Source organism: Collinsella ihumii, from assembly GCF_900046475.1.
GTDB classification, from domain to species: domain Bacteria; phylum Actinomycetota; class Coriobacteriia; order Coriobacteriales; family Coriobacteriaceae; genus Collinsella; species Collinsella ihumii.
In genome coordinates this window covers 118,823-139,019 of the sequence record NZ_FCOU01000002.1, presented here as the reverse complement: position 1 = coordinate 139,019, position 20,197 = coordinate 118,823, and the positions used below count along the sequence as shown (strand labels likewise).

Sequence of the window (20,197 nt, the reverse complement as noted above, 5' to 3'; positions counted from 1 at the left end):
TGGATAGGACCAGGGGCCGGACCGTTACGCGTCTGCTGTCATCTGCGCGTCCAGGAAGGCGAGGGCCGCCGCGTAAGCCTGGGCTCCGGCGGGGTTGGACGTGTCGCGGTCGAAATCATGCTCGAGGTAGTAGGCAGTCATCATGCGCGCGTTCGGGGCCGCGCGCGAGAGCGTCTTCGACGTCTTGAAGGGAACGTCCTGATCATCGGTGCTCGCCGCGATGAAGGTCGGCGGCAGGGCGGCGATGTCGTCAGGGGAGAGCGAGAGGGTGGGCTCGTCGTCAGGGGCGACGCCGAGCATCTCCATCCAGGTGTCCTGCTGGCGCGCGTAGACATACAGTGAGAAACGCGTCGCCTTGGGACCCGACGTCACAAGAGCGCCGAGCTTTCCGCCGTCAAGCCCGGCCCCGGCTCCGACAAGGTGTACTACCCCGGCGAGCGCGCCCTCATCCGCAAGGCCAAGTGCGATGCCGCCGGCGGGATCGAGATCGTCGACGACATCTACGAGTACCTCACGTCCGACAAGCTCTACATCCACAGCTGGGATCACAAGAACCGCTTCGCCGAGTAGCGTTTCTCGTCCCGTACGGGTTTCCCTCTCTGCCCGTATTCGATCAGCCTCTCCTTTCATCAAAAGCCCTGCCCTGCGCCATATGCCCGGGCAGGGCTTTTTGTGTGCGTTCGCGGGGCGTGACGGCACGACATGGAAATCGTTCAGCGATTCTTAAGCATGGTCGTCGTACTTAAGAAAAACCTATCTAGTGTGTGGGAAATATGGTGGGTCAAGCATTTTCGCTTCCTCTGAAATATGGGTCAGGTTCGGGTAGAAGAAGGTCACCAGGGGGCTCTCGGAACTTCGATTCACGAAGAAGGGCCCTGTTTGTTGAGGTGATATGTATGCAGATGTTCGACTCCGATTTTGACTACAAGGGCGATTTCATAGACCGGTGGAACAGCCGTATCAAGCAGGCCAAGGCGGCGATGGGCGTTTTGGGAGCCCTGCTCGTCGTCGCGGGCGTCTTCAGCGCGGTGGCCCCGTACAGCCTGTACTCGTTCATCCAGGTGCTCGCTGGCGTGGCCCTGTTCGTCCACGGCGGGGTCCAGGTGATCTCCTACTTCGGCACGCCCGAGTTCTTCCGCAGCTCGGCGCTGATCGTCTCCGGCATCCTGAACGCGCTGCTCGGCATCATGTTCCTGCTGCTGCCCGTCTACCTGACCGCCAGCACCCTGGTGTTCCTGCTCGCGTTCCTCTTCATCCTGACGGGCTTCGAGCGCATCTCCTTTGCGCGCCAGATGAAGTACTTCGGCCTGCCCAACTCCACGGCGGGCACGGTGACCGGCGTCATCAACGTCATCTTGGGCGTCATGTTCATCGCCATGCCGCTGTACTCGAGCCTCGTGCTCGGATATGTGCTCGCCGCATACCTGGTCATCGCCGGCATCACGCTGTTGGTCGAGGCGGTGTCCATGAAGCGCATCGACCGCTGAAGGCACCGCTCGACAGCACGGTAAACATCGCTTTCCCCTTCCTCACGGCCCCGCATTCCCGCATGCGGGGCCGTGTCGTTTTGAGGGGCGCTCCAAGATTCCTGCCGCACTCCCATCGACCCGTTCATTCATGAATGAGTACGGGGGTCAATCAAGCGAATCCTGGGCAAACGTCGAAAAGGACCCCGTTCATTCATGAATGAGCGGGGTCCGAATCCGGGGAAGCATCAGCTCATTCGCGGGGTCTCGTTTTCAAAAACCGACGCACGGGGTACAAGTGGACCAACCTTCGACTCCGGAAAGGACGGTTGTACCCATGAAATGCCCAGTATGCAAGGACGTGACGTTGCTGATGTCCGAGAAGAACGGCGTTGAGATCGACTACTGCCCTGAGTGTCGCGGCATCTGGCTCGATCGCGGCGAGCTCGACAAGATCGTCGAGCGGGCGCGCAGTGCGCAGCGCGAGTACGCGGCCTACGAGGAGGATCGTCGAGACGACCGCAGCTACGATGACCGCCGTTACGATGACAAACGCTACGATGACCGCCGCGAGCGCGAGTACCGCGAGTACAAGAAAAAGAAGAAGAGCAGTCCCATGGCGGCATTCGGCGACATCATGGAGATCTTCGGCGGTGGGGACGATTAGCCTCCCGATCGCCGCGCGAACGCGATGGGCGCCCGCGGGCATCTTTTGGAGATGTCCCGCGGGCGCCTTTCTGTGCGATTCGCCCGACGCCGCATGCATGTCGACACGTCGGCGTCGGGTGCGCTATACGTCGACGGAGCCCGTCATGCCGTCGCCCATGCGCCAGGCGCGCGCCGAGGCGCAGGTGCCCTCGATCGTCACGCTCAGCGCATCTGCCACGGGGAACCAGCGCGTCGACATCACGGCGCGACCGCCCTCGGCAAAGATCTCGACAGCGGAGCCGTCGACGAGAACGCGCAGGTCGCCCATGCGGTCGAGCGGAAGCGCCCTGCGCGTGCGGCCGGCTCCGAGAGCGTCGGCCCCCTCCGTGAACGTGCAGGACAGCTCGTGCCCGTCGAAGGCGATCTCAAGCCCGCCGTCGAGGGTGAGGCGCAGCGGTCCCTCGATCCCGGTCAGCTCGATGTCTGCGCGCTGTCCGGAAAACACCATGGTCCCCGGGGCGATGAGGAGCTCCTCGGCCTCGCGCAGGCGCTCAAGCTCCGGGACGGGCATCTGCGCGATGGCGCCGTCGCCCAGACGCGTGAGCACGCGCGGGACGGTGAGGCAGTGGCACCACGGCAGGCCGTCGGGCGCGCTTTCGAACGGGGCCTCGGGCATGCCCATCCACCCGATGAGCAGGGTGCGCCCGGATCCATCGACGAAGGTCTGCGGGGCGTAGAAGTCGAACCCGGCGTCCCAGCGGCGAAACGCGCCGGTATCGATGGATATCCCGGGGGTGCTGAGGTCGGAGCCTTCGGGCAACGGCGCATATCCGGACTGGTCGCGCACCCCGTTTGCCCAGGGAAGTCCCTCCATGCCCTGCGGGCAGAAGGAGAGATAGGTGCGGTCGTCGAGGACGATGCGGTCGGGGCATTCCCACATGTAGCCAAACGGCTCGGAAGAGCGAAGCTCGTTCGCCACCGTCCAGGCAACGCCGTCCTCGGAGCTCATGAGCAGGATGATGCCGCGATCGGAGGTGTCGCGTGCGCCGAGAATCATCCACCAGCGGTCATCGTCTCGCCAGACCTTCGGGTCGCGCACGTGGCAGGTGCAATCGGAGGGGTAGTCCTCGTTGCGCAGGATGACGCGCTTCGATCCCAAGCTCATCGCGTCGTCGCTTTCGATGAGGATCTGGGTGGCGCGCCTGCCGGTGCGGATGTAGTCGAAATCCCCCGGCTCCTTGACGTTGCCCGTGTAGTACAGCCGCAGCCGGTCGCCGCCGTCTGAGGCGGCGCCGGGCATCACCACGGCGCAGCCGGAGTACGATCCGGTGGCCTCCTCCGGCGTGTCCGGCGCGATGGCCATGCCGTGATGGCGCCAGTGCACGAGGTCTTCGCTGGTGAAATGGCCCCAGCCGCGCGGCGCGTTCGGCGCCGGCCAATCGGGGCTGTACTGATGGAAGACGTGGTAGGTGCCGCGGAATTGGCACAGTCCGTTGGGATCGTTGAGCCAGCCGACGGGCGGCATGAGGTGAAATCCCATCCTCCAGCGCGTGCGTGCCATGTGAATCCTTTCAAGCGCGGGCACCGGATGACCGCATGGGGTATCCGGTGCCCGCAGGGAGGGGTTTTACTTGACGGTGATGATCGGGTCGCCCACGGCAACCGTGTCATGCGCAACGGGCGCGACGCTCTCATAGCTGGCCGTGTTGGTGATGATCACGGGCGTGACCGTGTCGAGGCCCTGCGCCTTGATGTAGTCGAGATCGATATCCATCAGCAGCTGGCCCGCCTCGACGTGGTCGCCCACCTTCACATGGGCGGTGAAGGGCTTGCCCTCGAGCGTGACGGTGTCGATGCCGATGTGCATGAGGACCTCGGTGCCGGCGTCGGTGTTCATGCCCACCGCATGCCCGGTCTCGGCGAGCACGATGATGGTGCCGGATGCGGGGGCGTACAGCTTGCCCTCGGACGGGACGATGGCGATGCCGCCGCCCATGGCCTCGCTGGCGAACACGGGGTCGGAGACCTCGGACATGGCGATGGCTTGGCCGGACATGGGCGCCACGAGCGTTGAGGTCTGGGCCGAGGCGGCCTGCGCCTGGTCGATGGCGGCGACGGCGGCGTTCGCGGCGGCAGACGAGAGGGCTGCGGCCTCCGCCTCGTCGCGAGCGGGCGCGGTGGCGGCCGCCTGGACCGTGGCGCCTCCGGCGGTCTCAGGCTCGGGATCCTTGTAGAGCATGAAGGAGAGGCCGAAACTGACGAGCGCCGCGATGGCGAACATGATGATGTACTGGACCGGCTGGTTGAGGCACAGCAGGATGCCGAAGATGCCGGTCACGCCGGTGCCGTTGGCCGCGAGGCCCGAGATGGAAGCGAACATGGCGCCCAGGCCGCCGCCGATGCAGCCGGCCACGAAGGGCTTGAAGAAGCGCAGGTTCACGCCGAAGATCGCGGGCTCGGTGATGCCCATGAAGGCGGACAGCGAAGAGGGGAGCGCAAGCGAGCGCGTCTTGACGTTGCGGGTCTTGAGGGCGACGGCGAGCGCGGCTCCGGCCTGGCCGATGTTGGCGGCGCTGGCGAGCGGCAGCCAGTAGGTCACGCCGTAGCTTGCGATCTGGCCGAGGTCGATGGTGGTGTACATCTGATGGATGCCGGTGACGACGGTCGGCGCGTAGAGGGCGCCCATGATGAGCGAGCCGAGGCCGAGCGGCAGGGTGAGCAGCAGCTGGATGGCTCCGAGGATGGCGTTTTCCGCCCACACGAAGACGGGGCCGACGGCGAGCATGACGATGTAAGCCGTGGCGGCGACGGAGACGAGCGGGGTCACGAACAGGTCGAAGGCCTCGGGCACGACCTTGTGCAGGCGCTTCTCGATGAACGCGAGGATGCCGGCCGCGATGACGATGGGGATGACGTGCCCCTGGTAGCCGGTCCAGTCGATGCTGTAGAGCCCGGGGATGACCGTGTAGGTCTGCAGCACGCCGTCGGTGGCGACGGTGTTGGCGTTCTGCAGGCCGGGGTTGATGAGCAGCATGCCCATGACCGCGCCCAGGTAGGGGTTGGCGCCGAACGCCTTGGCGGCGGAGAAGCCGATCAGGATCTGCAGGAACGTGAACGCGGTGTTCGACACGAGGTTCAGGATCTGATACCAGGCGTTGTTGGTGTCGAGCGTGATGAAGCCGTTGGAGTCCATGAAGGACAGGGCGCTCAGGATGCCGAGCAGCAGGCCGGAGGCGACGATGGCCGGGATGATGGGGACGAAGACGTCGCCTAGCAGCTTGATGGCGCGCATGAACGGGTTTTTCTGCTGTTCGGCCGCGGCGGCCTTTGCCTCCGCCTTGGTGGCGGCGGTGATGTTGCCAAGCTTGATGAACTCGTCGTAGACCTTGTTGACGGTGCCCGTGCCGTAGATGACCTGCAGCTGGCCGGAAGCCTGGAAATTGCCCTTGGCGCCTTCCGCGTTGTCGACGGCCTGCTGGTTGATCTTCGAGTCGTCGGCAATGACGAGACGCAGGCGCGTCGCGCAGTGCGCTGCGGAGACGACGTTGCCCGGGCCACCGATGGCGTCCAAGATTTCTTGGGCGGCCTTGGTGTAATCGAGTGCCATGGAAACCCCTTTCGCTGACTGAATATGGGAACGCTCTCATATGTAATCGTTCTCACAATTTCAGTAATACTTCATTGCTACTGGATATGCCTATGTGAAATCGATTCCAGTTATGAACGGTCGCTATGCGTCGGTGAACGGTATCCGGCGCATGCCGTCAGCGCGTGGACGCGCGCCTGACGATCTCGTAGGCCATCTTGATCGTGCGCGCGACGGTGTCGTCGCCCGACATGGTGCCGAGCAGCATCTTCGCGGCCTCCTGTCCGGAGGTCTTGTAATGGTGGTGCACCGTGGTGAGCCGCGGGGTGACGACCTGCGCGAGCTCGCTGTCGCCCACGCCGGTCACCTGGACATCCTCGGGGACGCGCAAGCCGTGCTCGTGCAGGTAGGTCAGGGCGCCGAATGCGATGGAGTCGGTCGCGCACACGATCGCATCGGTATGGGGGCGGGCCTGCATGATGGCCTCGGCGCAGGAATAACCGGAGTCCACGGTGAACTCGGCGAGCTCCTGGGCATCCTCGGGCACCTCGACGCCGCACTCGCGGCAGGCGTCCAAAAAGCCACGATGGCGCATCTCGCCTGCGGAAACGTCCTCCTCGAGCACGCCGATGTATGCCGGGGCCTTTGCGGTGGCGAGGACCTGGCCGGTCAGTTCGCGCACCGCCTCGTAGTCGTCCTGGTACACGCACGAATAGCCCGAAAGGCTCTGGTCGAGCACGACGAGCGGCGTGTTCAGCTCCTTCAGGGCCGCCAGGTGGGCGGGCGTGAAAATGGTGGCGACCAGGATGACGCCGTCGACCTGCCGGCGCTCGGAGAACAGGCGCATGAACTCGACCTCGCGTGCCGCATCGTTGTCGGTGTTCGCCAAGAGCACCTGGTAGCCGGCATCGTTGAGCACCGGCGTGATGCCAGCGACCATGCGGGAGACGGACGCGGAGTTGATCTTGGGGATGATGACGCCCACGATATCGGTCTTGCCCGTGCGCAGCACCTTCGCCTGGCGGGAGGGAACGTAGCCGGTCTTGTCGATGACACGCTTGATGGCCGCGCGCTTCTCCTGGGAGACATAGCCGTCGTTGAAGTAGCGCGAGACCGTGGCGCGCGAGACGCCTGCCATCTGGGCGATCTGATTGATATCCATGCTCGTTCCTTCCGTCGTGCGCTTGCATTGTACCGCAGGGGCTGAGAAGGATTTCACAGCAGGGCGGGCGTCTCGGAACGCACAGCCGCCCGCGCCGCTCGGCTCGTCGAGATGACCGCTTGCGCGCGTGGTCCTATACTGGGGAAGACGAAAAAGGGGGAAGCGGATGAAGCGCAGCGACCACTATCTGCAGCCCACGCATATCCAGGTGCGCGGGGCGCGCGTGCACAACCTCAAGAACATCGACGTGGATATCCCGCTCGGACAGCTCGTGGGGATCGCGGGTGTGTCGGGATCGGGCAAAAGCTCGCTCGCGCTCGGCACGCTGTACGCGGAGGGCAGCCGCCGCTACCTGGATGCGCTGTCCACCTATACGCGCCGGCGCATCTCCCAGACGGGGCGCGCCACCGTGGACGAGGTGCTTCACGTTCCCGCGGCGCTCGCCTTGCGCCAGCGGCCCGGCATCCCCGGCGTGCACTCCACGTTCGGCACGTCCACCGAGCTGCTCAACTACCTGAGGCTCATGTTCTCGCGGCTCGGTAGCCATGCGTGCCCGCACTGCGGCGCGCACGCGGAACCCTCCATGAACGTGGCGCTCATGCTGCCCATCACCTGCCCTTCGTGCGGGCGGGAGTTCTTTGGGCCCGGTGCGGAGGACCTTGCGTTCAACAGCGGCGGGGCATGCCCCACCTGCGGCGGAACCGGTGTGGTGCGCCGCGTGGACGAGTCGTCTTTGGTGCCCGACGAGTCGCTGAGCATCGACGAGGGCGCGGTCGCCCCGTGGAACACCCTCATGTGGGACCTCATGAAGCAGGTGGCGCGCGAGATGGGCGTCCGCACCGACGTGCCGTTCTCCCAGCTCACGCCCGAGGAGCGCGACATCGTGTTCCACGGGCCGGCGGAAAAGAAGCACATCCTGTACAAGGCCAAGAAAGGCGACAACTTCGCGGAGCTCGACTTCACGTACTTCAACGCGGTGTACACGGTCGAAAACGCACTGGCGAAGGCGAAGGACGAGAAGGGCCTTGCGCGCGTGGCGAGGTTTCTCAAGGAGGAGGTCTGCCCCGACTGCCACGGAACGCGCCTGTCCGAGCGGGCGCGCGGCCCGGTGATCGACGGCATGACGCTTGCCGACGCCACGGCGCTGACGCTCGATGAGCTCGCGACGTGGGTACCGGGCGTGCCCGCGCTCATGCCGGAATCCATGCGCCCTATGGCCCAGACGATCTGCGACGAGATGGTCGAGCCCATGTGTCGCCTGCAGCAGCTCGGGTTGGGCTACCTGTCGCTTGACCGCGCAAGCTCGACGCTCTCGACGGGCGAGCGCCAGCGCGTGCAGCTGGCGCGTGCCGTGCGCAATCGCACCTGCGGGGTGCTCTACGTGCTCGACGAGCCGTCGATCGGCCTGCACCCCTCGAATGTGGAGGGGCTGCTCGGCGTGGTGGACGACCTGCTCGCCGACGGCAACTCGGTCGTGCTCGTCGACCATGATGTGCGCGTCTTGCGCCATGCGGACCATATCGTCGAGATCGGCCCGGGGTCGGGTGCCGCGGGCGGTCGGGTGATCGCCCAGGGGGCCGTCGACGACATCGTCGCATCTCCGGCGACGCGTATCGGGCCGTATCTGTCCGGTGCGCGGCGGGTGAGCGTGCGCGAGCGCGCGGAGGGGTCGGACCTGTTCGCGGACGGTCGCATCCACCTCGACACGGATGCGATTCATACGGTCAAACCGCTCTCGGTCGACATCCCGCGCGGGCGGCTGACCGCCGTGACGGGTGTTTCCGGCTCCGGCAAGACCACGCTGGTGCTGGAGAGTCTCATTCCGGCCCTGCGCGCCGCCATCGCGGGCGAGGCGCTCCCCGCGCACGTGCGCGGCGTCGAGGCGGACGGCATCGCGCGGGCGAACCTCATCGACGCGACGCCCATCGGCGCCAACGTGCGCTCGACCGTGGGGACCTACTCCGGTGTCCTGGACGACCTGCGCCGTGCGTACGCCAAGACCGCGGATGCGCGCGAGTGCGGCCTCAAGGCGGGCGCGTTCTCGTACAACACGGGGTCGCTGCGCTGTCCCACGTGCGACGGCACGGGCCAGATCTCGCTCGACGTGCAGTTCCTGCCCGATGTGGACATCCCCTGTCCCGACTGCGGCGGCGCGCGTTATGGGCGCGAGGCGTACGACATCAAGCTTGCGGGCGACATCTCGTTGCCGGAGCTTTTGTCCTACACGGTCGACCAAGCGTCCGAGGTCCTTGCGGAGACCGCGCTGCGCACGGTCAAGTCCAAGCTGGGGATCCTGCACGACCTGGGTCTTGGGTACCTCACGCTTGGCGAGGCGACGCCTGCGCTCTCGGGTGGCGAGGCCCAGCGCCTGAAGCTCGCCAGCGAGCTCACGCGCAAGCAGAGCGACGCCCTGTTCGTGTTCGACGAGCCCACCATCGGCCTGCACCCCCTCGACGTCGAGGTGCTGCTCGGCGTGCTGCAGCGGCTGATCGACAACGGCGCCACGGTGGTCGTGATCGAGCACGATCTGGATATGATCGCCAACGCGGACTATATCGTCGACATGGGCCCGGGCGGTGGAGAGGGCGGCGGGCGCATCGTGTGCGCCGGCACGCCGGAAGAGGTCGCCGCCTGCCCGGGAAGCATAACCGGGCGCTATATCGCAGAGGAGCTAGCGCGATGACCGGGCGAGATGGAAGGCGGGACGTAGCGTCGCGCAACGGCTTGGTGTCCGCGGCCTCGAGTGGAGGCCCCAGGGCGAGCTCTCGCTGAAACCCCCTGTTAGACCTCCGTGGGCACGGCGGCCCGGGCGGGGTTGTTCATGAAAAAGTACGAGGTCGCTTTCTCCCTTCCTGCGGGAATGTCGGATCGGCCCCTCCGCGTTCATGAAAAAGTGTGGGGTGGTTTAGGGGCGACGGTATGTCCCGGCTGCCGCCCCGCCGTGGTCGCAGGGGCCATCGTATCCACGGTGGTCTGGCAGGGACTTGCTAAAAATCTGAGCAACGTGTACCGGAGTGTTGCCCGCGATGCTATCAGCGACCGAGTCGTTCTTTCCGAATGGGGCGGCGCAGCCGTTTAATATGCCGACCGCGCAGCAGGATCGTTGAGCCCAGAGAGACGGGCGGTTTCTTGTTGCCACATTAAGGAAGATAATAAAGAGTACATCTACTTAGTGTATTGGGTATATTCATTATCGCCAGCGAAGTCCGCGCGCGGGCGACGCCACCGATAGGGAGGCGACGCCTATGGATATGATCCTCAATCTCCTGAAAGCCCTCGCGACCATCGTGAGCACCGTGAAGACGCTCTTCGAGTTGTACGACCGGTGGAAGGAGAGACAGCGCGATAACGGATGACGAAGGGAGATGAGAAGAGCCCGGCGGCAACCGGGCTCTCGAATCAATAACCCGCGCCGCCCGCGCCTAGCTTAACTCCAAGCGGGCTTCGCTGGCATATCCAGTATACCACCTTGCGTCTCGTTTCATTCAGCGACAGGGAGCCGGTCTATCTCGGGGTCAGCCTATTGACGTGTTGTTTTCAAATGCGGTATCTCATTGGATGGAACGCCGTGAACGTGCTCCGAGAGAGGCTAACCGTATATCCTCGTTGCGCATGCGTCCATGCTGAAGGGAGGACATGCCATGAACATCACATGGGATGCCAACGACTATGAGCAGGGCTTTTCATTCGTGCACGAATACGGGTCAGCTGTGCCTTGACCTTATCGACGCGAAGCCGGGGGCTTGGGTGGTCGATCTGGGATGCGGTACGGGCGCGCTGACTGCCGAGCTCGCGCGGCGCGGGTTCGAGGTCACGGGCATCGATGCCTCGCCCGACATGATCGAGTCGGCGCGTCGGGACCATCCAGGGTTGCGTTTTGAGCAGGCGGATGCCCTGACGTTTGCGCTCGACCGTCCGGCTGACGTGGTGTTTTCCAACGCGGTCTTCCATTGGATCGAGAGCGAGCGCCAAAACGAGCTGCTCGCTAACATAGCCGCCAACCTGGTGGAGGGCGGGCAGCTGGTCTGCGAGTTCGGCGGATATGGCTGCGCGGCGCAGGTTCATGCGGCGCTTGCCGACGCCTTTGCGCGCCATGGGCTGACGTATCGGCATCCGCATTATTTCCCGACGATCGGCGAGTACGCGCCGCGGATGGAAGCGGCGGGCCTGCGCGTGACCTTTGCCGCGCTGTTCGACCGCCCCACGCCGCAAGAGGGCGCCGACGGCATGGCCAACTGGATCCGCATGTTCCTCAAGAAGCCGTTCGAGGGTGTCGATGACGAGCTCGCCCAACGCATCGTCGACGAGGCGGTTGAGGCGGTCCGTCCCTCTCTGTGGCAGGACGGACGGTGGATCGTCGATTACGTGCGCATCCGCCTGCGTGCTCAGAAGGTTGCCGCATAGCACGCCTGCCAAGCGTCCCTTGAGCATTCGTTGAGGGAATGTGTTGTTTACCGAGAGGTCCGTCCCGACCGGGTGCGCGCCTGCTCAAGATACGGGGTCTCCTCGAGCTGGGAAGCTTCGGGCTGTTCTGCAGGTTTATCATTTGGAAACACAACATGTAGTGATACCGTTCACAGAAGAAAACAAGATATTGAGAAACATTCAAGCTCTCCTTGATAGAATCGATATCGCTGGCCGCTGAGTTCTCCTCGCTTTCGAATATGAGGTTTTCTGTCCACGCGAGGGGAGATACTCAGGCTGCCGAGAGAAAGCGAGGTTGCTCATGGCCAAGACTATCGATGAGCTTATCACCCGCCGCTTCACCGCGGCGCTCGACGATGCCGCATATGCGGGCAAGACCGTCTACGACCTGTTCGATTGGGAGAGGCGCGATGTCCATCTCACCGACTACAAGACCGGCAAGGTCTTGTGCGACATGCACGATCTGGAGTTTCCGGCGCGCTATTCGCAAAATGCGGTCGACATCATAGCGTCCAAGTACTTCCGGCGCGCCGGTGTCCCGGACACGGGGCACGAGACCTCGATGCGGCAGGTCGCGCATCGCATGGTCGACTTCTGGGTCGCGGCGCTCGTCGACGAGGGCCTGGTGGAGGAGGGCGAGCAGGCGCGTATCCTGTACGACGAGCTCGTCTACATGATCCTCGATCAGCGCTTCGCGCCGAATTCGCCGCAATGGTTCAACACCGGCCTGGAGCGCGCCTACGGCATCCACGGTGAGCCGCAGGGCATGTTCTACGTCGATCCGGCCACCGGAGAGGTCGTGGAGTCGGCCGATCAGTACACGCGCACGCAGGCGTCGGCCTGCTTCATCGTGTCCGTTGAAGACAAGCTGCTGGGGGACCACTCCATCTCCGACGAGTTCGTGACCGAGACCAAGCTGTTCAAGGGCGGCTCCGGAACGGGTTCCAACTTCTCCGCGCTGCGCGCGGAGGGCGAGAAGCTGTCGGGCGGCGGCGTCTCGAGCGGCGTCATGAGCTTCTTGCGCGGCCTCGACCGCAACGCCGACGCCATCAAAAGCGGAGGCACCACGCGTCGCGCCGCCAAGATGGTGAGCCTGGACATCAACCATCCCGATATCGAGAAGTTCATCACGTGGAAGGCGGTCGAGGAGGACAAGGCGCTCGCCCTCATGAAGATGGGCTACGATGGGGACCTCAACGGCGAGGCGTACTCGACCGTTTCGGGCCAGAACTCCAACAACTCCCTGCGCATCGACAACGAGTTCATGAAGAAGGTCGACAACCTGGATGCCGATCCGGACGCGACCTATCGTCTGCGCGGGCGCGTGGACCCCTCCAAGGACAGCGACGTCTCGGTCGCCCATATCTGGGACGTGTTCAACGAGAGTTCCTGGCGGTGCGCCGATCCCGCGCCGCAGTTCTCGGATACGTTCAACGAGTGGCACACCTGCCCGGCGGGCGAGGACGGCCAGGTGGGGGCGCCCTACAACCGCCTGAATTCCACGAATCCGTGCGGCGAGTACGCGTTCTTGGACGATTCGAGCTGTAACCTCGGCTCCATCAACATCTACCGGTTCTATGACCCGGCAACCGATGCGTTCGATATCGAGGGCTACGAGCACGCGATCGACATCGCCCAGCTTGCGCTCGAGGCGTCCATCGCATGGGGCCAGTTCCCCACGCGCGATATCGCGCGCAGGACGTATCGGTTCCGCGCGACGGGCCTGGGCATCTCCAACCTCGCGAGCCTGCTCATGGCCAAGGGCGTGCCCTACGACTCGCCGGAGGCCCGCGCGCTCGCGGCGGCGATCGTCGGCACACTCACGGGGCGCAGCTATGCCGCCTCCGCGCTCATGGCGGCAAAGATCGGCCCGTTCGACTGTTTCGAGCTCAACCGCCGCTACATGATGCGCGTCATCCGCAACCACGCCCGCGTGGCAGGCGCGCGCGACGACGCGTTCGAGCAGCTGACGGTGCAGCCGCCCGCGGTCGACCTTTCCCTGCTCGAGCAGGTGGGGGAGCGCCCGCTCGCCGATGCGCTCGTGGCGTCCTGGCGTGCCGCCGAGGAGCTGGGCGAGGAGCACGGGTACCGCAACGCGCAGATGACCGTCATGGCGCCCACGGGCACCATCTCGTTCGCCATGGATTGCGCCGCGACCTCCATCGAGCCGTTCTTCAGCCACATGATCTACAAGAAGCTGTCGGGCGGCGGTTTCATGACCATCGCGAACCCGGTGATCGGCGACGCGCTGCGCAGGCTGGGCTACGCGGAGGACGAGATCGCCGACATCCTCGACTACGTGCAGGCGACCGACGAGAACGGCATGGTCGTCGACGGCAAGATCGAGGGCGCGCCGCATCTGCGCGACGAGCACCTGCCCGTCTTCGATACCGCGAACACGTGCGGCACGGGAGAGCGCTATATCGATCCGCGCGGGCATGTGCTCATGGTCGCCGCGATGACGCCGCTGATCTCGGGGGCGATTTCCAAGACCGTCAACCTGCCGAATTCCGCCACCGTCCAGGATTTCAAGGACGTGGTGATGCTCGCATGGAAGACGGGCTGCAAGGGCATCACGCTGTATCGCGACGGGTCCAAGAACGCGCAGCCGCTCAACACCAAGCTGACCGACGACGGCGCCGTCAAGGACCTGGGCGACCTCAGCTACGCCGCGCTGCTCGACTATGCGCGCGACGCGCAGGCCAAGCTCGCGAGCGAGCACAAGCCCGCCGAGCGTCGGCGCATCATGGGCATCCGCAGCGGCCACACGCATCTGGCGCAGATCGACGGCGTCAAGATCTACACGACGGTGAACCGCAACGAGGACGGTGACATCTCGGAGCTGTTCGTGACGACCGACCGCGAGGGCACCACGATCATGGGCCTGCTCAACTCGCTGTCCAAGACGATCTCGGTCATGCTGCAGTACGGCATTCCCGCGGAGCGGATCTCCAAGATGCTGCGCGGGCAGATGTACGAGCCGTACGGATTCGTCCAGAGCCATCCGTACATCAAGTACGTCAACTCCATCTCGGATCTGATCTCCAAGGTCATCGACATCGAGCTGGGGGACTACACGCGCGTCCAAGTCAAGCCGGAGGGTTGGTCGCAGGTGGCAGGCGCCGTCCCCGCGCCCGCGGCGGCAGCGCCCGCCGCGCCGGATCCGCTGTTCGACGACGTGCCGGCGGTAAGCGACGAGGAGCTGACGCGCCTGACGGCCGCCAAGCAGGATGAGCTGCTCGAGGAGACGGGGACGTTCGATAGCAAGGACCGCTATACCGCGGCCTTCGTGAACGAGGCGGTGCACGACACGGCGATCCATGGCGAGCGCCTGTACGACGGCAGCACCTGCCCGAACTGCGGCAGCTCGCGCATGGTGCAAAACGGCACGTGCAAGGTCTGCATGGATTGCGGCACGACCACCGGCTGCAGCTGATGCGAAAAGCGCCCGCCCGGCGCATCAGACGGAGTCTGCATGCCGGGCGGGCGCCTGTTTGTGCCATCGGCCCCTGCTTCGGATTGTCGAGGGGCGTCGGGGCGTACCGGGCGGGTCGTGCCTAGCGCTCGAGCTTGAGGACGACCTCCACGCGTCGATCGACCTCGTCGGCGAAGGTCTGGGCGTCATCCATGGTGCCTACGATGCTACCGTAGTGCGTCGGGATGACGATGCGCGGCATGATCCGGTTGATGAAGGCCGCGGCCTGATGCGGGTCCATGGTGTAGGTGCCGCCGATGGGGATGAGGGCGATATCGCAGCTGACCTGCAGGGTATCGGGGTTCTGGTCGGTGTCTCCCGCCACGTAGACGCGCGTTCCGTCGATCGTCACGATATAGCCGATCCACGCGTTCTCGCGCGGATGGAACCCGAGGCGCTCGGGCTCGACGTTGTAGGCGGGCACGGCGTTCACGACCATGTCGGCCAGCTCGATGTGCTCGCCCGCCTGCATCGTGTGCACGCGTGCCGCCTTCGCCTGCGTCGCCTCGCCGGCCATGGACGCGGGTACCACGAGCTCGGTGGTGTCTTTCGCCACGCGTTCGATATCCTCCGGTGAGAAGTGATCGTAGTGCGCGTGCGTCACCAGGACGAAATCGGCGTCGTGCGGGGCCTCGGTCAGCTGATACGGGTCGAAATAGATGACGGTTCCCGCGGCGCTCTGGATGCGGATGCAGCTATGGGTCAGGACGCGGATGTTGTCGAGATCAAGATGAGCCATGACGGTAGTCCTTTCTGGACGGGTGCATGAGGCGCGGTGCGCCATCAGGAGTTGTACCCATGGGATTTGCCAGACCGGCTCGCATCTGCGCAGGAAACACAATCGACATGACGAGCGGCGGGACGGCACCGCCCCGCCGCTCGCTGTGCAGCCCGATTCCCTAGACCGTCATGCCGCCGTCGACGTGCAGCACGTCGCCGGTTACGTAGGAGGCCAGATCGCTCGCCAGGTAGACGAACGCGTTGGCGACGTCCTCGGGCTGGCCGACGCGCTTCAGCGGAATGGCGTCGGCGATGGGCTTGATCATCTCCTCGGGCAGGGCGGCGACCATGTCGGTGGCGGTCACGCCGGGAGCGACGGCGTTCACGCGAATGCCGCGCGGGCCGAGCTCGCGCGCGAGCGAGACGGTGATGCCATTGACGGCGAACTTGGACATGGGATAGCCCACGCCGGACGGCTGGCCGTTCTTGCTCACCATGGAGCTCGTGTTGAGGATGACGCCGCCGGCCTCCAGCAGGCGCGATGCGGCCTGGCAGCCGTTGAGCACGCTTTTGATGTTGACGTCGACGACGCGGTCGAAGTCCTCGGGCGCGTAGTCGCCCAGCGCGGTCGATTGGGAGATGCCGGCGTTGTTCACGACGATGTCGAGCCTGCCGAAATGCTCCTTGGTCTCGCGCATGGCCTGCTCGACGGCCGCCTCGTCGGTCAGGTCGGGGGACAGGCCGATGACGCGGGCGTCCGCGTTCTCGGCGACGATGGCCTCAACGGCCTTGTCGGCGGTCTCCTGGCGGCTGCCGCACAGGGCGACGTTCGCGCCCTCCTCGAGGAAGCGCTTGACGATGGCGAGGCCGATGCCGCGCGAGCCTCCGGTGATGAACGCGGTCTTTCCAGAAAGCAGCATATCTGGTCCTTTCATGTTGAGGCACCGCTCGATGCGGGCGCCCATGGGTTGGATGTCGCTCGGGAAATACCCGCTCTGCCGTGCGATATACCAGCATGCGCACCGCATTCGGCTGCCGGAGGGGACCGAATCGGCCAAGTGTTCCGCATGAAAACGACCCGCGTCGCGCATCGGTGCGGCTACAATGGGGCGGTTGTGTCGACAGGGGGAGGCGACGGTGGACATTCTGGTCATCATGTGCGCGGGCGCGGTCGTGGGAAGGCTGCTCGTTCCCGCGTCGGTCAAGCGCGTCAACGAGCTGTTCCAGACCTGCTGCACGGCGCTGCTGATCTTCGCGATGGGCATCTCGCTTGGGGCGCAAGACGACTTTCTCTCGAACCTCGGCGTCTTCGGTGCACAGAGCCTCGTGTTCTGCCTGCTGCCGACCGTCTGCTCGGTGATCCTCGTCTACCTGCTCACGAATTGGCTCATGGGAGACGGGAGGCCCGATCCATCCGCTGGCGCCCATCCTGGTGCGACGGGCGGCATCGCGCGCCGCATCCGTGCCGTGGTGCACGAGGAGGGCTTCGCCATCATGGCCTTCATCGCGCTCGCGCTCGGTATCTTGGCCGGCCTGGCCGCGCCCGCCTTTGCGCCGTTCGCGCTCCTGTCGGATCACAGCACGCTCGTGCTGTGGCTCTTGATGTTCTCGGTGGGCATCAGCGTGGGCCTTCGTCGTGGGCTGATCTCGAGCATCCGCGAGCATCATGTCAAGACGCTGGTGATTCCGTTCGGCGTGGTCGTGGGTTCGATAGTCGGAGGAGCGCTCGCCGCGGTGGCGCTCGGCTACGGCCTGCGCGAGGGCATGGGCGTGGCGAGCGGTCTGGGCTGGTACAGCCTGGCGGGCGTCACGATCGAGGGGATGGCCGGCGCCCAGCTCGGGGCGATCGCGTTTCTCAGCAGCCTGATGCGCGAGCTCATCTCGTTTTTCTGCATCCCGTGGATCGCGCGCCATCTCAACTTCTACGCCTGTATCGCCGCGGGCGCCGCTACGAGCGAGGACACGACCCTTCCCATGATGATCCGCTACACCGACGAGCGGACAGTGGTGTTCTCGCTGGTCAACGGCATCATCTGCTCGACGTGCGTTCCCTTTTTGCTCGCGTTGTTCTTCGGCTGAGTTTTCGCGTGCCGCGCCTTTGGGCGCCTATGCGGGCTTTGATGCAACGATTGGCCCCCGCCTTCATTCATGAACGAGGGCGGGGGCCAATCATATCTTTCCTGCGGAAATGCTGAAAGGAGCCTCGTTCATTCATGAATGAACGAGAGCCTCTGGGGGTTAAGCGGACAGCTTGCGCCACGCGAGGTAGGAGTACACGCCGGCGAACGCGGTGGCGCCGAGGACGGTGACGAGCATCACGCCGATGGCAATGGCGGGTGCGATCGATGCGAAGAACGCGGCGATAAACGTCGCGATGCCGGCGACGACGAACACGGGCCCCGAGGCGCGGTGCGTCCGGCGCCACACTTCCTCGCTTGCAAGCGTCCAGGGTGTGCGGATGCCGAAGGTGTAGTTGGGCTTGATACGGGGCAGGTAGTTGCCCAGTCCGATGAACAGCAGCCCGAAGAAGCCGAAGAGCAGCGTGTTCAGGACGGCGCCGTCGGGGGAGAGGTAGCCCCATACGGTGAGGGGGCCCGTCCAGCTGACGGCCATCATGAACAGGGTGAGGATGGCTGAAAAGGCCTGGTAGATGCCATAGAAGCGCTCGAAGTTGCGCCGCTTGGGGTCGATGCGCGGCACGATGAACAGCACGGCGAGCAGGATTGCCGGCATGGCTGCCAGCACGATGGAGGACTCCTTATCATGCCAGGCGTCGACGCCATCGATGCCCCAGTGGCTGGGCAGCTGATCGGGCATGGTCGGCAACAGGGCGACAAAGACGGCGACGTTGGCGAGCGCGGCGAGTGCGAGCGCGATCCAGAATGCGAGCTCGCCTTTCGAAAGACTACGCTTCATGGTTATTGCTCCTTATCGGTAATGTTGTAGAACCATGCGATGATGTCCTGGAACACGGTGGTCTCCAGGCTGTAGACGATATGCCTGCCGTGGCGCTCTGAGCTGACGAGCCCCGCTTCCCTTAGCACGTCGAGGTGATGGGAGATCGTCGCCTTGCTCATATCGAAGTGGGCGCCGATCTCCCCGGCTGTGAGGTCGCCGTCGCCGAGCAGCTCGAGGATCTTTCTGCGGGTCGGGTCGGAGAGTGCCTTGAATCCGTCTCCTGCCATAGGGCATCCCTCCTTTTCTGCGGAGTATACCCCAACAGTTTGATAGATATCAAATTAATACGAGCGGTCGAACGGCGCCTTTTGATGCAGATGGCCCCCTCCGTTCGGATGCTTCCCTCTTCTGTGTCCGCGCAACCTGCTACGCTGTTGCCATCAGACATCACATCAGGGGAGGACGCATGCAGTATCGTGAACTGGGCCGTACCGGACTCAAGGTCAGCGAGATCGGATTTGGCGGCGAATGGATGGACGGCACCCCGGAGGAGGCGCTCGAGGTCGTCGCGCGCGCCCATGCGGCCGGCATCAATATCCTGGACGTATGGATGCCCGATCCCATGCGTCGCTCCAATCTTGGTGACGCCCTGCACAAGCTGGGGATTCGCGACCAGTGGGTCATCCAGGGGCACCTGGGCTCGACATGGCAGGGCGAGCAGTACGTCCGCACGCGCGATCTCGACCAGGTGAGGCCTGCGTTCGAGGACCTGCTCGCGCGCTTCCATACCGACTATATGGATCTCGGCATGATCCACTATGTGGACAAGGTCGACGAGTACGACGAGATCATCGCCGGCCCGTTCATGGACTACGTGCGCGACCTGCACGAGGCGGGCACCATCCGGCATATCGGCCTGTCGACGCACAATCCGCAGGTGGCGAAGCGTGCTGCCGAGAATCCCGAGATCGAGATGATCCTGTTTTCCGTGAACCCGGCGTTCGACATGATGCCCGCGACCGAGAACCTCGACGACCTGTTTGGCGAGGCGGGCGAGCAGAGCGCGACCGACGGCATGACGCCGGAGCGCGCCGAGCTCTACGGGCTGTGCGACCAGACGGGCACGGGCATCACCGTCATGAAGGGCTATATGGGCGGTCGCCTGTTCGACGCCAAGACCTCGCCGTTCGGCGTGGCGCTCACGCCCGTCCAGTGCCTGCATTACGCGCTGACGCGCCCGGCGGTCGCGAGCGTGATGGTCGGCTTCACCACGCCCGAGCACGTGGACGGGGCGGTCGCCTACGAGACGGCATCCGAAGCCGAGCGCGACTACGCATCCGTGCTGGCGGGCGCTCCGCGCCATGCGTACGTGGGCCAGTGCACGTATTGCGGCCACTGCGCACCCTGCCCGCGCGGCATCGATATCGCGACGATCAACAAGTTCTACGACCTCGCCACCATGTACGACGAGGTGCCCGACTCTCTGCGCGAGCACTATCGCGCGCTCGACGCGACGGCCGCGGACTGCGTCGCCTGCCGTGCGTGCGAGAGCCGCTGCCCGTTCGGCGTGAAGATCGCCGACAAGATGGCCAGGGCCGCCGAGCTGTTCGGCTGCTAGGGGAACGCTGGTCGATTCTTCCGCGGCGGCTGGCCCCATGCCGGCGTCGCGAAAATAATCAATCGACGTTTTCCAGGGCGCCCTGTCGTCTGCCTCGTTCCCGGAGCATGGGGGCGCACCCTCGTACCAGGGCGTCGACAGATTGTAGACACCTGTGAATTGCCCATGGCATGCCCTCCGACCCGCTAGGATGGTCAGC

General features: G+C 64.8%; 17 protein-coding genes. 9 read left to right on the top strand and 8 right to left on the bottom strand.

Annotation, left to right across the window (positions count from 1 at the left end):
* Positions 1 to 24: 24 nt before the first annotated feature.
* On the bottom strand, positions 25 to 372 hold the full coding sequence (locus BN3789_RS01195) for a hypothetical protein (RefSeq protein ID WP_066828929.1): 348 nt from the start codon (positions 370 to 372) through the stop codon (positions 25 to 27).
* Positions 373 to 420: 48 nt separating this feature from the next.
* On the opposite strand from BN3789_RS01195, the gene BN3789_RS12230 reads away from it, so the two are divergent.
* The 3 genes from BN3789_RS12230 to BN3789_RS01185 all read left to right on the top strand — a co-directional run bounded on the left by BN3789_RS12230 (position 421) and on the right by BN3789_RS01185 (position 2,133).
* Positions 421 to 570: a hypothetical protein gene (locus tag BN3789_RS12230; protein ID WP_229254107.1), complete on the top strand. Its 150-nt coding sequence runs from the start codon at positions 421 to 423 to the stop codon at positions 568 to 570.
* A 326-nt stretch (positions 571 to 896) separates the two neighbouring features.
* Complete coding sequence (locus BN3789_RS01190; RefSeq protein ID WP_066828924.1) at positions 897 to 1,487, top strand: HdeD family acid-resistance protein; 591 nt, start codon at positions 897 to 899, stop codon at positions 1,485 to 1,487.
* A gap of 316 nt (positions 1,488 to 1,803) precedes the next feature.
* Complete coding sequence (locus tag BN3789_RS01185; protein WP_066828922.1) at positions 1,804 to 2,133, top strand: TFIIB-type zinc ribbon-containing protein; 330 nt, start codon at positions 1,804 to 1,806, stop codon at positions 2,131 to 2,133.
* 123 nt (positions 2,134 to 2,256) lie between these two features.
* Here the strand turns inward: BN3789_RS01185 and BN3789_RS01180 are convergent, their stop codons facing one another.
* The 3 genes from BN3789_RS01180 to BN3789_RS01170 form a co-directional block, all read right to left on the bottom strand.
* The gene (locus tag BN3789_RS01180) at positions 2,257 to 3,675 is read right to left on the bottom strand and encodes a glycoside hydrolase family 32 protein (protein WP_066828920.1); all 1,419 of its coding nucleotides are present in this window, start codon (positions 3,673 to 3,675) and stop codon (positions 2,257 to 2,259) included.
* 66 nt (positions 3,676 to 3,741) lie between these two features.
* The gene (locus tag BN3789_RS01175; protein ID WP_066828918.1) at positions 3,742 to 5,721 is read right to left on the bottom strand and encodes a PTS sucrose transporter subunit IIABC; all 1,980 of its coding nucleotides are present in this window, start codon (positions 5,719 to 5,721) and stop codon (positions 3,742 to 3,744) included.
* A 157-nt stretch (positions 5,722 to 5,878) separates the two neighbouring features.
* Positions 5,879 to 6,862: a LacI family DNA-binding transcriptional regulator gene (locus BN3789_RS01170; protein WP_066828917.1), complete on the bottom strand. Its 984-nt coding sequence runs from the start codon at positions 6,860 to 6,862 to the stop codon at positions 5,879 to 5,881.
* A gap of 166 nt (positions 6,863 to 7,028) precedes the next feature.
* Here BN3789_RS01170 and BN3789_RS01165 point away from each other — a divergent pair, with 166 nt between their 5' ends.
* The 4 genes from BN3789_RS01165 (at position 7,029) to BN3789_RS01155 (ending at position 14,723) form a co-directional block, all read left to right on the top strand.
* A complete protein-coding gene (locus BN3789_RS01165; RefSeq protein ID WP_066828916.1) occupies positions 7,029 to 9,545 on the top strand; it encodes an excinuclease ABC subunit UvrA in 2,517 nt (838 codons plus the stop codon).
* A gap of 138 nt (positions 9,546 to 9,683) precedes the next feature.
* On the top strand, positions 9,684 to 9,941 hold the full coding sequence (locus tag BN3789_RS12880; protein WP_161938961.1) for a hypothetical protein: 258 nt from the start codon (positions 9,684 to 9,686) through the stop codon (positions 9,939 to 9,941).
* Between the two features lie 590 nt (positions 9,942 to 10,531).
* Positions 10,532 to 11,266: a class I SAM-dependent methyltransferase gene (locus BN3789_RS01160; RefSeq protein ID WP_202615045.1), complete on the top strand. Its 735-nt coding sequence runs from the start codon at positions 10,532 to 10,534 to the stop codon at positions 11,264 to 11,266.
* A 322-nt stretch (positions 11,267 to 11,588) separates the two neighbouring features.
* A complete protein-coding gene (locus BN3789_RS01155) occupies positions 11,589 to 14,723 on the top strand; it encodes a vitamin B12-dependent ribonucleotide reductase (protein WP_066828985.1) in 3,135 nt (1,044 codons plus the stop codon).
* A 121-nt stretch (positions 14,724 to 14,844) separates the two neighbouring features.
* Here BN3789_RS01155 and BN3789_RS01150 read toward each other — a convergent pair whose 3' ends face one another.
* Positions 14,845 to 15,501, bottom strand: a complete 657-nt coding sequence (locus BN3789_RS01150; protein ID WP_066828914.1) for an MBL fold metallo-hydrolase — start codon at positions 15,499 to 15,501, stop codon at positions 14,845 to 14,847.
* A gap of 160 nt (positions 15,502 to 15,661) precedes the next feature.
* Positions 15,662 to 16,402 (bottom strand): SDR family NAD(P)-dependent oxidoreductase, encoded by a 741-nt coding sequence (locus BN3789_RS01145; RefSeq protein ID WP_066828912.1) that lies wholly within the window; start codon positions 16,400 to 16,402, stop codon positions 15,662 to 15,664.
* 217 nt (positions 16,403 to 16,619) lie between these two features.
* On the opposite strand from BN3789_RS01145, the gene BN3789_RS01140 reads away from it, so the two are divergent.
* Positions 16,620 to 17,561, top strand: a complete 942-nt coding sequence (locus BN3789_RS01140) for a LysO family transporter (protein WP_066828907.1) — start codon at positions 16,620 to 16,622, stop codon at positions 17,559 to 17,561.
* A gap of 159 nt (positions 17,562 to 17,720) precedes the next feature.
* Here BN3789_RS01140 and BN3789_RS01135 read toward each other — a convergent pair whose 3' ends face one another.
* Both BN3789_RS01135 and BN3789_RS01130 read right to left on the bottom strand, forming a co-directional pair.
* Positions 17,721 to 18,398, bottom strand: a complete 678-nt coding sequence (locus BN3789_RS01135; protein ID WP_066828905.1) for an SdpI family protein — start codon at positions 18,396 to 18,398, stop codon at positions 17,721 to 17,723.
* A 2-nt stretch (positions 18,399 to 18,400) separates the two neighbouring features.
* Positions 18,401 to 18,667, bottom strand: a complete 267-nt coding sequence (locus BN3789_RS01130) for an autorepressor SdpR family transcription factor (RefSeq protein ID WP_066828903.1) — start codon at positions 18,665 to 18,667, stop codon at positions 18,401 to 18,403.
* A gap of 179 nt (positions 18,668 to 18,846) precedes the next feature.
* On the opposite strand from BN3789_RS01130, the gene BN3789_RS01125 reads away from it, so the two are divergent.
* A complete protein-coding gene (locus tag BN3789_RS01125) occupies positions 18,847 to 19,998 on the top strand; it encodes an aldo/keto reductase (RefSeq protein ID WP_066828901.1) in 1,152 nt (383 codons plus the stop codon).
* Positions 19,999 to 20,197 lie beyond the last annotated feature (199 nt).